The following is a 15,029-nucleotide window of genomic DNA, read 5'->3' on the forward strand; positions in this document are numbered from 1 at the left end:
TCATAGTAATAATGAGCCCAGCATTAATTCAAATATTAAAATTAGTACGCCTTATGCGTTTATTTTGGTTACAATAGCGATAACAAGCACAAAATAATTTAATGAGTTTTTTAATGCAATTTCCTGATGATGATAACGGCCAACTTTTAGCCGAAATAGCCGCTGAAGGCATCGATTTAAATAAAATGCACCAAGTTGATTTTTATATTTTATTTGAACAACAAGCTGATGCAGAAAAGTTTGCAAAGGAAATCGTCACTGATGCCTTAGTACAAAATGCTAAAATTGAAAAATGCACCGAAACGGGTGTTTGGGAAGTGATTGCTCAAGTTCAAATGGTGCCTGAGCACACATTACTTGGTCAAGCTGAGCAATACATTGAAAGCATTGCCAATAGCTCTAACGGCTATGGCGATGGCTGGGGATTAATGGACAGTGAAGAGGCTTAAACGCTGTTAGTCTAAAATCTTCATCAGTTAAGCTTAACGGCTTAACTGATTCGCTTTTCTAAAAATCCCTTTATAGTCAAATAACTTATCTGCGACTTTCCAACCATATTTTTTACTTTTACGAGCAATAACAAAATCAGGTGACACTAAATCAAATTGTGCATCAAAAACCTGCTGCGCCGATTTAAAATCTACTGGCGTTTGTCCATGTCCCACTCGTTTACCAAACTGTTTATTAAAAATATATTGCGCACCTTTATTAGCAAGATTATATATCTCGTCGCAACTTGCGCCATCTTCATCAAAATACGTAACTTTAATCATTTCATCTTTTAGTAAGGAAATACTAAGCCCGCTGCACCTTAATACCAATGCATCTTTTAAATTAAGCGCATTTCTTAGTTTGTCATCAGGATCAGCCATTACTGCACCGCAATCGTGGCACTTTCGTGCTGCAATGTCATTTTCAGCGCCGCACTGCTCGCACTCTTTAAATCTAAAGCGATAATCACACTGTGCTTTGTGCCCCTCATCGTCTTCTAATAAACCTTTACAGCGCCTACCAAAGTGTTCGATTACTTTTCCTGCTGAATCAGTTTTACCCCAAAATATATTCGCAAAACCACATCCAGGGCAAACTACCTGAACGGGTTCATTATCGCTATCACCTTTTTTATCACCTACTTCAGGGTAAAATAAATCAAAACCGTTACCAGCGTAGTCAATAACTAAACAATCTTTCTTTGAATCCGACAATCTTAACCCTCGTCCGACTATTTGCTGATATAAACTTACAGATTCCGTTGGTCTTAAAATAGCAATAAAATCGACGTGAGGCGCATCAAAGCCGGTTGTTAGTACCGATATATTAACTAGATACTTTAATTGCTTAGCTTTAAATTGCTTAATGATTTTATCGCGCTCAGTGTTTGGCGTATCACCTGTTATAAGTGCACTTTGATGAGCTGGCAAATAGTTTAATATTTCCTGAGCATGCATTACCGTGGCTGCAAAAACCATAACACCTTCACGCTCTTCACTGTATTGAATTACTTGCTGTAAAATAGCTTTCGTTGCACGGGTACTCTTTTTTAAAAGCGCATTCATGTCATCGGTCGTATATTGCCCAGATGCATTTGCATTCAAAGCAGAAAAATCATAATGGCTAATAGCAGCATCCACTTCATTAGGGGAGGTAAGGTAATTATTTTTGATCATGTACCTTAAAGGCAATTCAAAAATACAGTTTTTAAAAGGACTCTCGCTATTGCCACGCACAAAGCCATGATAATGATGATGGTAAATCCAGCCCATACCTAATCGAAAAGGCGTTGCGGTTAAACCCAGTACTTTCAGTTCAGGGTTATGTATTTTTAACGTATTAATCACTTTACCGTATTGGCTTTTTTTATCGCCGTTTACTCTGTGGCACTCATCAATAATAAGTAAAGAATAATGCTCATTCAATTTATCTAAATTGCGAGATAACGATTGCACACTAGCAAAGGTAACTTGATGAGTAAGCGATTTTTCTTTCAAACCTGCTGAAAATATACTCGCCTCTAAATTAAAGCTTTTGTACTTTTGTGCGTTTTGCTCAACTAATTCTTTTACGTGAGCAAGTACTAATATTTTTTGTTTAGCAATGCGGGCAAGTTCAGCAATAACTAAACTCTTACCGGCACCAGTAGGCAATACAATAACAGCGGGCTCATTGGTTTTTCTAAAATGCAAAACGCTGCGCTCTACCGCTTCTTGCTGGTAAGGTCTTAGTTTATAGCTCATGGGAAAACAATTAGGTTTTAATAAGAAGATTTTAGCAAAGAATGGTTAGATCCAATATAGATCAATTCATATTTTTATACTTTCAATGGGACAATTTTACCGAGATGATTGATGACTAAATGATGTATGAAGCCATAAAAACAGATCATGGTTTCCTTATTACTGCATTTTTCTTTTTTATCGATGTATAAATATATTATAAAAGCCATCAACACCTTAAATAACAAGCTAAATTAATCATACCTCCCCCTTAATTATTTAAGATAACAGTTTTTGGAACAAGTATTTAGTTGATTTTTATTAAAAAAGATTCAGGTTATTTGTATCTAAAAGTGGCTGGATTATCGTTTTTATACAAATTAAATATACGCCTCTTTTCAAAAAGATTTTTTTAAGTTATTTACTCTTAAACCTTTCATATTTAGTCCTCAATGCATACATGTCAGGGATGAGTAAAATACATAAAAAAGGCCAGATGCAAAAGCAACTGGCCTATATTAATCGCTGTTACGTACTTTTAGTACGAAACAATTGAACTAGTTATTAAAAAGATAATTCAATTTTTGTGTAATAAAAGCGACCCATGTTGTCATATAGTGACTGGTCGTACCAAGGCCAACCACCACCAGCTACCGTTGAGAAAGGAGGCTCTTCATCAAATAAATTTCTCACACCTGCTGAAAATTTAACTGATTCAGTAATATAGTAGTGACCAGATAAATCAACCTGTGTATAACTATCAACTGCTAGGCGAGTCTCAGGTTTAGCAAAATCACAAGTACCTGATGTTAAACCACCTTCATGGTCTACTGTTTCACCTACATAGCGTACGTTTACATTCGCACCCCAGTTATCGCTAGTAATACTAGTGTAGAAACTAGAAGACCATTCAGCTTCTGAAGTAGTTCCTTTTTCTTCACACAAAGGTTGAATTGCTGATGTTTGCTCTTCAGAACTTAACAGCTGAGATGCTCTAACACCTGCAATAACAGTACCTAATGATGTATCAAATGTGTAATTAACATTATAATCAATACCTGAACCACTTTGCTCAGCTAGATTTTGTAAGTTTGATTTGACAAAAGCATCAGGATGCGCAATTCGTCCACCAATTCGATTTACTAGTTCAGGGTAATCGCTTTCGTTATTTAGGATTTCTTGAACACCTAAAGATCCGATTTTATCTGAAACTTCAAAATTCCAATAATCAGCTGTTACAGACAAACCTTCTACAAAATCAACGTCCCAAGCAAAACCTAAACCATAGCTTTTCGAAGTTTCTGGCTTGAGATCTGGGTTACCACCACTTAATGAACGTATTTCTCGTGTTGAACACTGACCCGCATCAGCAGCACATGCTTTAGTGTCAATTGCTTTTACAACACCAAAACTTTCATCTAGGTATAGGTTACCTAATGTAGGTGCTTTAAAGCCCGTACCATATGAAGTACGAATTAATAATGTGTCAGTTGGTCTTACTGCAATTGCTAATTTGTAAGTAGTCTCAGAACCCAAGTCAGAAAGGGTTGTTTTAATAGAGTCACTACGAACAGCAGCAGAAATTTCAACCATTTCAATTGGACGTGCGTTTAGTTCTAAATAGAATGAGTCAGTATCTTTACTTCCTCGTCCATTAGACGCCGCACCACCAGCTATATCTTGCGACTGTTGTGCAATATCTGTTACATCAAAATATTGTTCTTCACGTACTTCTGCACCAAGTGCGAAACCTACAGCTTCATCACCAAGTTCAAAAGGTAATGTTCCTGAAATACCAAGGTTCATTATTTGCTCTTCAAATTCACCTTGGCGATGTGTAGCAACTGAGATAGCTTCAAAATCTTCAAATGAATTAGCGCTAGTTAACTTAATATCGCCAGCAGCAATTGCAGCAGTTAGCGCTTTTTTAGATATTTGACCACCTACACCAACGCTAGATTGGCGTGCCCAGCTCTTTTGGTACTTAGCATCTACGTAAATATCATCAGTTAATGAGTACTCTAGACCAGTAGCAAAACCAGTTGTTGAGTTAACTTGATCTCTCGCACGAGGACCTGCTTCAACTGTACGGCGAATGATATACATATCACGTCCGTAAGGATTTTCTTCGTTATCAGCACCAACCAGTGTGAATGGCGCTGGTGCAGCTCCATTTCTAACTTCTGTTTGAGTTCTGCTAGTACGACCCTCTGCCCAGACGCTTAAATCATCTGATACATTGTATTCGCCACGAGTGAATATATTGAATTTTTCTATGTAAGGAAATGCTTGATAAAGCGCAGCAAAGTCATAAGAACATTCTGTTCCGCTATCAACGATTGTAGTAGGGCGGATATTGCCTTCAGGACAGCCAGCTACAGGAAAAGATTCTGAGAAATCTTTTTCAATCCATGTGCCTGGAAAACCAGTTGGGCTGCGGCTATCAGTACCGTTCGGTGCTATAGCACTACCGATTAGAGGGCGGTCTGTTGCTTTAACAGATTCACGCTTGTAAAAATCAGCTGAAAACATAACGTTACCACGGTCAGAAGAAATACCAGTCACCATCTGTAGTGATGTAGTTCCGGCATCGCCTTCAGCAGATTGACCGTATTGAGCTGAAACGTTTAGACCTTCAAAATCTTTTTTCGTTATGATATTAATAACACCGGCAACAGCATCTGCACCGTAGATAGCCGATGCGCCATCAGATAAATACTCTATGCGCTCTACTGCAGCGATTGGGATTTGGTTGATATCTGGACTAGCGCTACCACCCGTTGGTGTACCTGGTAAACGATTACCATTCACTAAGAAAATTGTATAAGCCGCACCTAGGCCTTTAGTTGCAAAGCTTGCTTCACCACCACCTTGAGCTAGCGTATCATCAGCTGTATCAATACCTGGACCAGCGATATTCGATTTAATTAAGAAATCAGCAATAGTCTCTGTACCTGAAGCTTCAATTGTAAGTTTATTAAAAACTTGAACTGGACTTGGACCTTCCATATCAACACGTTTAATACGTGAACCTGTTACCTGAATTCGCTCTACTTTTTCAACACCTTCTTCAGCAGCAATTGAACTTGCAGAAAATGCTGCTGTTGATGCTGCACCAAAAGCAATCGCTAAGCGAACTGCCTTTGAAATTTTATTGTTTATCATTTAATTCTCCCTAGAATACTTATTTATTATTTATACTAAATTTTTTAAATTAGTTCGCAATAAAACCCTATTTATTAAAACAAAAAATACCCTTATTTAGGTATAGTAGGACCTCATTGAGTGATGAATGATAGTACTAGTGAAACAATGAGGTCAACACATTATTAACTTTCGTCCAGTAAAAATAACAAAAGGCTTTTATTTTGCCTACTTACACTGGTTCTTAAGTCGCTGATTTAATAAAGAAATCATTATCATCAATTTAATAACCATAATTATTAAAAAATAAAAACCATTAATAACAATAGCTTATTTATTTGTGAAAGTTTGTAATAAAAGTTCAATAAAATATATAAAAATATTCATATTTAGGCAGAGTAATTAAGTACTATCTAAAAAAAAATAAAGTAATTATTTCTTTAATCTTTAAAAAAAAATAAAATATAACCTTTAATATCAATAAAATAACTCTTTTTGCACATGTGAATCATCGATTGAACTCGTGATCATTTCTGCAATTGGCTCTAGTTGTTTGCGAACATAGATCTCATAGTTGAACTTGTTAAATGTATTATAGATTTCTGCACCTGTTAGTGTGTAAACGTATTCAATTATTTGCCCTCGTCTTACTTCGAAATCAGGGTTGTTAACTTTATGTTTTTTTATTGCTTGAACATGTGGAGGAATATTTTTGATGTAATCACTTAAGTTTTGTCCTAAGCGTTTTCGGTATATCAATTTATTATCAAACGCCCCTGTATGTAGTTTTTTTGTATAACTATCTATAATTACATGCAGTTGCTCTATGTTAAAGCTGTCGCTAAAAAGAGTTTTAAATAGCTCGGTTTGAAACTCTTGAGCAAGTTCGGTCCAATCACTGCGTACCGTTTCCATACCTTTGAAGATAAGTTTAGGCATACTGTTTTTAATGATTTGGCCTACATAGCGTTTTTTTGAACCTGTTTTTTTACCTCTAATTGTGGGCATAAAAAATGGGCTGTAATGGGTTTCAAACTCAATTTCCAAATAGCTAGTAAGCCCAAAACGTTCTTTAATATCATGACTCCACGTATTATTAATGTAGAGTGTTAAATCTTTACCTATTTGATTGCAACTCAAAGCCGTTAGCTGATCATCAACCTTTACAAAAATAGAATCGGTATCGCCATAAATCACGTCATAACCTAACTTTTCTATCCACTTACGGGTTGTTTGCATAATTTCATGCCCGCGTAATGTTATCGAACTTGAAAGTCGGGGATCGTAAAATCGGCAGCCTTTAGAGCCAAGTACGCCATATAAGCTGTTCATTATAATTTTTATCGCTTGTGAAAGCATTGGCTGTTCAGTGTCTTTTGCCTTCTGACGGGTATGTGTTAAGTGCTTAATTAACTTTGGCAAGTGGTGTTCATTTCGTGAGAAAACGGCTTCATTAAACCCTTCAATTGCATTTTCAGGTGAATCTAATCCTTTAATGAGCCCAAGAGGGTCAATACAAAATGTGCGCATGATTGAGGGATATAGGCTTTTAAAATCTAAAACAAGTATATTTTTATAAAGCCCAGGCACTGACTCCATTACATACCCACCGGGGCTTTCAAACGACAAACCGTGATCGCCTAAATTTGGCGCAACATACCCGCTGCGATGTAGTAATGGCAAATATAAGTTAGTAAATGCTGCAACAGAGCCCCCCATTCGTTCAAGCTCAAGCCCTGTTAGTTGAGTCCTCACTATTGCAAATTCAAAAAGTTGTAACTGAGTAAAAATCCGATTAACGAGAATGCAGTCTTGTCGGTTATAGGCGGCTAAACTCAATTTATCTTCGTTAAATTGGCGAATAATTTCGCTTAAACGATTATTCGCCTGAATTAACTTAGACTCGCCAAGTACCTTGTGAGAAATGTTCGCAAGTGAGTAATTGTCAAAGTGATAAGTGGCATTTTTTAAGGTATCAATGCCATCTATAACACTTCGCCCCGGTAACGACAGACGCGTATAGTGCCCTGTTGTTATATTTAAAGATTGCTGCTCTCTGCCAAAATTAAGCGTTATTCCCAGCGCCTCCGCTCTCGTGTTAAGAACGCTAAAATCAAATTCAATGACATTCCAACCAACAATAATGTCAGGATCATTATTATTGATATACTGCTGTAGCTTTTGTAGTAGATTAATCTCGTCAAAGCACCAATCTATATTAAATGGCTGATTATGCTGTTGAGGCTCACCAATCATCAAAACGGTATCAAGGCCATTTCCTACTAGTCCAACCGAAAACAATACGCCTTCACCATTGCACTCAATATCTAATGAGAGCGATGTCAGCGTGGGTGTATATTCAGGGCTCGCTTTTAATTTGGCATTATTAATTAAAATAAAACCATTTTTTTGAGACACATCCCCTGTAACCCATACGCCGCCTTTAATAAAACGTTCCATTAAAAAACGATCGCTGTGGCGTATATCGGCTTCGTATATACTTAAGTGCGGCTCAAGGAGTGTACGTGCTTTATAAAGGGTACTTACATCATTAAAATAACATCCTATACATGCAGCTCCACTAAAATGTTGCATGTCTACTACTTTAAAATTGGCGCTTAGGTTTGCCTTATTTAATGCAGCTTTGGCAAAGTCATGTTTTTCTTGAGGGATAAAAAACACAGCTTGTTGATCCTCAACGAGCACTTTAATAGGACCTTGCTCTGATACGAGCCAATAACACAAGGTGATCCCTCGTCTACTTTTTGACGAGTATTGTTGCCTTGATAAAATAAAGCCCTGATAGATTGCTTGTGTCAATGTACGATCCCACTTAATATATACACTGTAATTATATACATACTTTAGGTAAATCATCCCATGCTTTCTGACTCACTAAAAAAAACAATTAGGCAAGTACACCAGCATGTGGCTAATAACCTAACTGATTACCGCCCGCGAAGTAGCCAAAACTACCTTGTTGCCGAAATAGCAAAAACCCTTGCAGGCGACTATCACAAAAAACAACGTATATGTGTTATTGAAGCAGGCACCGGTACAGGTAAGTCTCTTGCCTACTGTTTAGGGGCATTGCCACTGGCCTTGGCACAAAAAAAGAAACTGGTTATTTCGACTGCAACCGTTGCACTTCAAGAGCAATTAATAGCAAAAGAGCTCCCGTTCTTTAAAAAGCATTCAGGGCTCGACTTCAAATTTGATTTAGTAAAAGGTCGTCATCGTTATATTTGCGCCCACAAACTACACAATGCTGTAAATGGTGATAGCCAAACACAGATGGACTTTATGCCAACGCTTACTTCACCCTTAAGCGCAATGGAAACCAAATGCTTAAATGAGCTATACAACGCGTATGTAAATAAAAAATGGCAAGGCGATAGAGACAGCTGGGCTGATACAGTTCCCGACAGAGTGTGGAATTTAATAGCCTGCGATAAACATTCGTGTCAGCGCCAAATGAAGGCCCATCAAACATGTCCGTTTCAGCTTGCTCGTAATCAATTGATGCAAATGGACGTACTGGTAATTAATCACTCATTACTACTTGCTGATTTAGATTTGGGTGGCGGTAAAATTTTACCAGAGCCCGACAACACCATTTACGTTATTGATGAAGCGCACCATTTAGCACATATAACTCGCGATTTTTCATCTGCTGCTGCCACAATAAAAGGCACCATAGAGTGGCTTGATAAGCTCACTAAGTTTAGTGGAAAAATGGCTAAAATTTTAGTAGGCCAAAAAGCAATAGGGCAAAATTTTAAACTTTGCGACAGTATTAATGACGCTAATAAAGATTTAAAAGTAGTGCGTGATATTCTTGATAATGCCGACTTTGAATACTCAAAAGATGATACTTACCGCTTTGAGCACGGTGAAATTCCAGAGTCGCTGCATAGTAAAGCGAAAGACATAAGTGAAGCCACACAAGATGCCCTGCGCTGCTTGAACAAAATGCACGACACCCTTACGCAAGATGTAAGCGACGGCGATATAAAACCGTACGTTGCCGATCCAATATTAGGTGAAAGCGGGCAATATATTAATCGGCTAGAGCAACTAAACAAACTCTGGTTTAGTTACGCTAAAAAAGGTGAAGGTACGCCTCATGCGAGGTGGATAAAACGCCTTGAATACAAAAATCACCACGATCATCTATTAAGCGACTGCCCTATTGAAGTCGGTTATTATTTAAAAGATAAGTTATGGCGAGAATGCGCGGGCGCTGTTTTGTGCTCTGCTACATTAAGTGCACTCGGCTCGTTCGATCACTTTGCTTACGAAACCGGACTTGCTAAAGAAGAAGGCGTTAAATTTATTAAAGCACCCTCTCCTTTTGATTACCCAAAACAAGCCACTTTACGTATCCCAGTATCGAAAGTAGAACCAACTGATAAAGACTTTAGCGACCATTTAGCTCAAACATTACCAGAGTACCTAAATGATAAAAAAGCAAACCTTGTATTGTTTGCTTCCTACTGGCAAATGGACCACGTAACAAAGTTTCTTAGAACAAAAGGTTTTAACTTATTAGTTCAAGGTGAGATGTCGCGAGAAGCTTTACTAAAAGCACACACTAAAAATATAGACGAAGGCAAAGGCAGTATTTTATTCGGGACACAGAGCCTTTCAGAAGGGCTTGATTTACCTGGGAAATATTTAGAGAACCTAATAATTACCAAAATACCGTTTGCAGTACCGACTTCCCCAATAGAAGAAGCACAAGCAGAATTTGTACAAAGTAAAGGCGGAAATCCATTTTTAACGATTACCGTGCCCGACGCCGCAAAGAAATTGGTACAAAGCTGTGGTAGACTGCTGCGAAAAGAGAGTGATGAAGGCTGTATTACTATTCTCGATAGGCGCTTAGTTACCAAGCGATACGGCAAAGCCATGCTCGACACCCTACCACCTTTTAAAAGACAAATAGATTATTAATGTTTGAACTTGCACTCGATCCAACAACCTGGGCTGTTTTATGTGCTGTTGCACTTGCCGCAGGTTTTATAGACGCTATCGCCGGCGGCGGTGGCATGTTAACTGTGCCCGCTTTATTAACCGCTGGCCTACCTCCACATTTAACACTTGGGACCAATAAACTCGCTGCCAGCTTTGGTTCTTTAACGGCAAGTTATACCTATTACAAAAAAAACTTATTTAGTCCAAAGTTTTGGGCTGCCTCTATTATTGCTACCGCAATAGGCGCACTCCTAGGGACTGTTATTGTTGATCATTTAAGTATTGATTTTTTAAATAAGCTACTCCCGATTATTATTATTTTGGTTGCCGCTTATAGCTTATTTGGTAATTTAAGTACCACCGAAGGGGATGAGCTCCCTAAACTAAACAAAGCAATGAAAATAAAACAATGGCTACAGGGTTTAGCATTAGGTTTTTTTGATGGTTTAGCAGGGCCTGGCACGGGTACTTTTTGGACTGCCTCGAATGGCATGCTTTACAAAATGAACCTGCTACTCAATTGTGGTTTAGCGCGTTCAATGAACTTTGTTTCTAACTTTGTATCATTGATCACCTTTGTTGCTTTGGGCCATGTAAACTTTTTACTTGGCATAACAATGGGCTTTTTTATCATGCTAGGTGCATGGTTTGGCGCGCATTCAGCGATACGTTTTGGTAGTAAATTTATTCGTCCAGTTTTTAATACCATGGTTATACTTTTAGCGCTAAAACTAATTTACGAGGCTTATTTTTAATATGCATTCAATGGCTTTAGATAAACTACGTCATCAAATTGCAACGCTAAAACAGCAAGCCGAGCAATTTGATAAAGCTAAACTTTTTTCTAAAAACCGTTACATGCAAGCGCAACCTAGCTTATTTGATCGCGCCGTTTTTAGTACAAAAAGTATGAACTTAGCAGACTATGTAATTGAAATAGAAGACGAAGTATCAAGGTTACCGCCAAGCGAGCATCGCCACGCTTATACCTATGCACTTGAGCGTATAGCAACTCAAGTGCAAGCAATTTTTAACGTCATTAAATCAACGCCTATTTGGGTTAAAGAAAACAAAAGCCACTATAAACCACGCCCAAAACAAGCGGTTTACAAACAAGCTGTACAAAAAATCATGCAGTCGTCGCACGAACTTTACGACGAATTAAAACAAAACCATGAGTTTGAACGTCGTTTAGTGCTTATGATTGAAGAGCGAAAAATGCAAATGGATAAAGCGTCGCCTGCTAAAGCACAAAAGCTTAACCTTGAAATATTAAGTACACATGCTCGCTTAGGACGATGCAGAAAAGCAATTTCTGCAACCGAAGATAAAATACAACAAGTAGAAAAGCAACAGCTTCGTTAAAACACTTTTGTTATGGTGTTTAACTGCCAATTTTGCTCTGATCAAAGCATAGCTATATCAGCTATTCACTTTAAAAATCAGATAAAATTAACAACCTTCCGTATACCGAATAACAATTCAAAGCTGCTATCGATTTATGACTAACCTTGGTATAAACTCAATATCAACAGCATGGAATAAAAAAGAGTGATAGGAATATGCGATTACATGACGACATACACAATTACTACGAAAAAATTGTTCTTGAAGAAATAATAAAACTTAAACTTAGCGAGCAATATAACGAAGATGTAATGGCAGATTTTTGCTGTACTATATTAAATCAACTTCCTCCTCGATACATTCGTTATGATGTAGATATGGCATTTTACTTACCACAAACTGAGCGTTTACATATGGAAGAACGCGTTCAAACGGCAATTAATGTCGCTATTAACCAAATTTCAAAAAAGAAAGACCTAAATGAGCAATTCACTAAATCAAGCGCCTGAACATATTAAACTTGCAGTCGATTTGATCATGATTCTGGAGCAACATGATATTGCTCCAGAAGACATTCTTAAAGCACTCGAAATAGTTAAAGATGATTTTGAAAAAAAACTGGCTGCGAATTAATTCTTATTCAATACATAAACTAAGAGTAGTGCAACGCCATCTAAGGCGAGTTGACCTTTTATGGTGGATTTTTAGGCAAGGCAGAGCCTATGTGGTTATTCCCATAAATAGGCGATAACGCAACATAATAAATACCAAACATGCGCTGCCCTTTTGTTTTTACTGATTATTACAGGGATGCGAGCCATTAGAGTAACGCAGGAGCCGTTACCGAGCCCACTCGATTACAAACCTCGCGCCGCGATTAAATCCCCCCTAAATTGAACGAATTTCAATCCACAAAGGTCAATACGCGCTAGCCGCACTTTTTGTAATTGTAGGACTATGCTTGTTACTGCCTTTTACCACAAAAAAAAGCACTTAGTTAAACCAGCTAAGTGCTTAAAAGTTCATACTACTTTTTACGTCAAGGCTTGCTGTTTATTCGTTGGTTTGAGATTGCTGAATAAGTAACAATAACTCAGCTGTGGCGGTTGCATCGGCAAGGGCGCGGTGATGGCTGGTTAAATTTAAATTAAAGTGTGATGAGAGATTACCCAGTGAATACGACTTCAGTCCTTTAAACGCTTTGCGCGATTCAACCACAGTACACATTTTTGGCATTTTAAAAAAGTGCCCTGCCATCTCGCATTCTTTTTTAATAAAACCATAGTCAAAATTAACGTTATGGGCTACAAAAATAGTGCCTGTGAGCTTATCTAACAACGGCTGTACTATTTCGGCAAATACAGGAGCGTTATAAACCATACTGTCACTAATACCAGTTAAAGATGTTATGAAGCCTGGTATATGTCGCTGTGGATTAATTAAGGTAGTCCAGCTATCAATTACTTTTCCGTGCTGCACTTTTATAAGGCCAATTTCGGTAATGCGGTTGCCGCCTTTCAAACCGCCAGTGGTTTCTATATCGACCACACTGTAAACACGGTTAGGGTCTACAAACCATTTAACCGCAGCAATATGTACTTCAAAGCCCACATTTTTTAAGTTATCGATGGTGGTTAGTTGGTTGCGCCTTAGTTTATCGCCTGGGGCTTTTACCTCTTCAAAATGTACTTGGCCATTATTAATTACCATTAAGTCGGGGTAGCCGTCTTTTAGCTGTGAATAATGCTTACTCATCTTCGTTAAATGAGTAATTAACGCCTTAATAGGGCTATTTAAAATAAGTGCTTCTAGCGGTTGTAGTAACTCATTATGCCACCTAAATAAACCATTGGGTTGCTCAAAATATTGCGCTGCATTTTTACATACTAAATTAAGTAATGCTTGAGGTGTTTGGCACTGTGCTAAACGATCATTTATTTGTGTTTTCTGCGCTTCATAAAAGTTATCAAGCCTTAATACCTGCGGATAAATGTCAAATTCGTTACAAGGCGGATAAGGCGACTCTATAAATAGCTCGTGCCAAAATACTAATCCAAATAAACTTTGCCAAAGCGTGTTTTCGGTATTAAATACTTGCATACCTTGGTGAGTATAATAATCGTTTACGCCCTGCTCTACTTCACCTCGGTACAGTTCATCAATTTCGAGTACGCACTGTGTGTCGGCAAGCATTGCACTCAAACGCGAACGTGTTTTTTTATTAAATTTACGCATTAAAAAATCATCAGCAAAATACAGTAAATCATCAGTAAGTGGATTTTCAATAATGGCGTCTAAGCGCGCTTTTACCCACTCTTTATTACCGAGTCGGTATTGCTCTCTTATTTGAATTTCTTGTGCTTCACTATCATCCATGCAGGCTTCAAGTAAGCTAAAAGCAAGTTCGCTATCAACCCCTTTTAATTGTCGATAAAGCCTAACTAATAATTTATTTTTTAACGCAACCGCAATTGCACCATGCGCGACTTGCAATAAAACCTGCGACGCTAGAGGAAAATAATCGTTTTCATCTGTTATATTTTTAAATGTTAATCGGCAGCGATTTAATAAATAGTTTGATTGCGCTTCATTAAGTGTTTCAAAGCGCGATAAACTCTCACTGTGCCCTTCACGTGTCGTAGTTAAACCTAAATCTCGCATTACAAACCGGTTTTGATGATTCACATCACCACGACTGAGCTTACCTGCAAATAAAAACTCAAAATACTCGTAAAAATCACTGCGGCTGTTAATAACATACTGGCTATAAAGCGGGGCAAGCTCTTGTGGGCAATCTTTAAAAAATGCACATGCAATATCCACTAGCACACCTTTAGCAGCGCTCTTTTTAAAGCTTATTTGTTCTGGGTAACTACTTAGTAACTCAACCAAGGAAGGTTTCGTTAAATGTGTTAAAAGCTGTGCATAGTGCAGCTCGTTTGGCTCAAATAAAATACCGGCCGTTTTTAGCGTATAGATAGCCTGATGCGGTGACGCTATTTCTTCATAATTGAGCGACTGCGCCTGTACTAGATAAGGCTTTCGTGAATATACACGCGCCAACATACACTGGCTTTGCTCATCAAGCTGGTTAATTTTAGCAATAAACACTTCATGTTTGGGTTCAAGCAAGTGTATACACTTGCTGGATACAAACTCAATAAGCTCTCTAAAATGCGCTAAATAGTACTTTGCTGGTAATTCTTGTTTCATAACATCGCCACAACTGTATATAAAAACAGTATCCAGTATTTGCACTTATTATTCAATCTTAAAATTACTCTAATGGTGATTTACTATATCCGTTCGCCCTTTCGATATTGACGCTAAGTAGCGACTTAAAGTTAT

At 37.8% G+C, this 15,029-nt stretch carries 10 protein-coding genes; 6 read left to right on the top strand and 4 right to left on the bottom strand.

Annotated elements, in window-relative coordinates; translation table 11 throughout:
- Positions 1-113 precede the first annotated feature (113 nt).
- A complete protein-coding gene (locus tag PALI_RS00490) occupies positions 114-449 on the top strand; it encodes a ribonuclease E inhibitor RraB (RefSeq protein WP_138586462.1) in 336 nt (111 codons plus the stop codon).
- Between the two features lie 33 nt (positions 450-482).
- Here the strand turns inward: PALI_RS00490 and PALI_RS00495 are convergent, their stop codons facing one another.
- From PALI_RS00495 to PALI_RS00505, 3 genes are all read right to left on the bottom strand, one after another.
- The gene (locus PALI_RS00495; RefSeq protein ID WP_193154428.1) at positions 483-2,234 is read right to left on the bottom strand and encodes a DEAD/DEAH box helicase; all 1,752 of its coding nucleotides are present in this window, start codon (positions 2,232-2,234) and stop codon (positions 483-485) included.
- 543 nt (positions 2,235-2,777) lie between these two features.
- Positions 2,778-5,378, bottom strand: coding sequence for a TonB-dependent receptor domain-containing protein (locus PALI_RS00500; protein WP_077537515.1), 2,601 nt, complete (start codon positions 5,376-5,378; stop codon positions 2,778-2,780).
- A 456-nt stretch (positions 5,379-5,834) separates the two neighbouring features.
- Complete coding sequence (locus PALI_RS00505; protein ID WP_193154429.1) at positions 5,835-8,177, bottom strand: DNA polymerase II; 2,343 nt, start codon at positions 8,175-8,177, stop codon at positions 5,835-5,837.
- 60 nt (positions 8,178-8,237) lie between these two features.
- Here PALI_RS00505 and dinG point away from each other — a divergent pair, with 60 nt between their 5' ends.
- The 5 genes from dinG to PALI_RS00530 all read left to right on the top strand — a co-directional run bounded on the left by dinG (position 8,238) and on the right by PALI_RS00530 (position 12,314).
- Positions 8,238-10,313, top strand: coding sequence for an ATP-dependent DNA helicase DinG (dinG, locus tag PALI_RS00510; protein WP_193154430.1), 2,076 nt, complete (start codon positions 8,238-8,240; stop codon positions 10,311-10,313).
- A complete protein-coding gene (locus tag PALI_RS00515; protein ID WP_138586125.1) occupies positions 10,313-11,089 on the top strand; it encodes a TSUP family transporter in 777 nt (258 codons plus the stop codon). The genes dinG and PALI_RS00515 overlap by 1 nt, the downstream gene beginning before the upstream one ends.
- Position 11,090: 1 nt before the next feature.
- Positions 11,091-11,699: a primosomal replication protein gene (locus tag PALI_RS00520; protein WP_138586126.1), complete on the top strand. Its 609-nt coding sequence runs from the start codon at positions 11,091-11,093 to the stop codon at positions 11,697-11,699.
- Between the two features lie 197 nt (positions 11,700-11,896).
- Positions 11,897-12,190 carry a late competence development ComFB family protein gene (locus PALI_RS00525; protein ID WP_138586127.1) on the top strand — a complete coding sequence of 98 codons (294 nt, stop codon included), beginning with the start codon at positions 11,897-11,899 and terminating at the stop codon, positions 12,188-12,190.
- On the top strand, positions 12,162-12,314 hold the full coding sequence (locus tag PALI_RS00530) for a DUF2496 domain-containing protein (protein WP_077537511.1): 153 nt from the start codon (positions 12,162-12,164) through the stop codon (positions 12,312-12,314). Before PALI_RS00525 ends, PALI_RS00530 begins: the two co-directional genes overlap by 29 nt.
- Before the next feature lie 420 nt (positions 12,315-12,734).
- On the opposite strand, the gene PALI_RS00535 is transcribed toward PALI_RS00530, so the two are convergent.
- A complete protein-coding gene (locus PALI_RS00535) occupies positions 12,735-14,894 on the bottom strand; it encodes an exonuclease domain-containing protein (protein WP_226894470.1) in 2,160 nt (719 codons plus the stop codon).
- Positions 14,895-15,029 lie beyond the last annotated feature (135 nt).

The organism is Pseudoalteromonas aliena SW19, assembly GCF_014905615.1.
GTDB lineage: Bacteria > Pseudomonadota > Gammaproteobacteria > Enterobacterales > Alteromonadaceae > Pseudoalteromonas > Pseudoalteromonas aliena.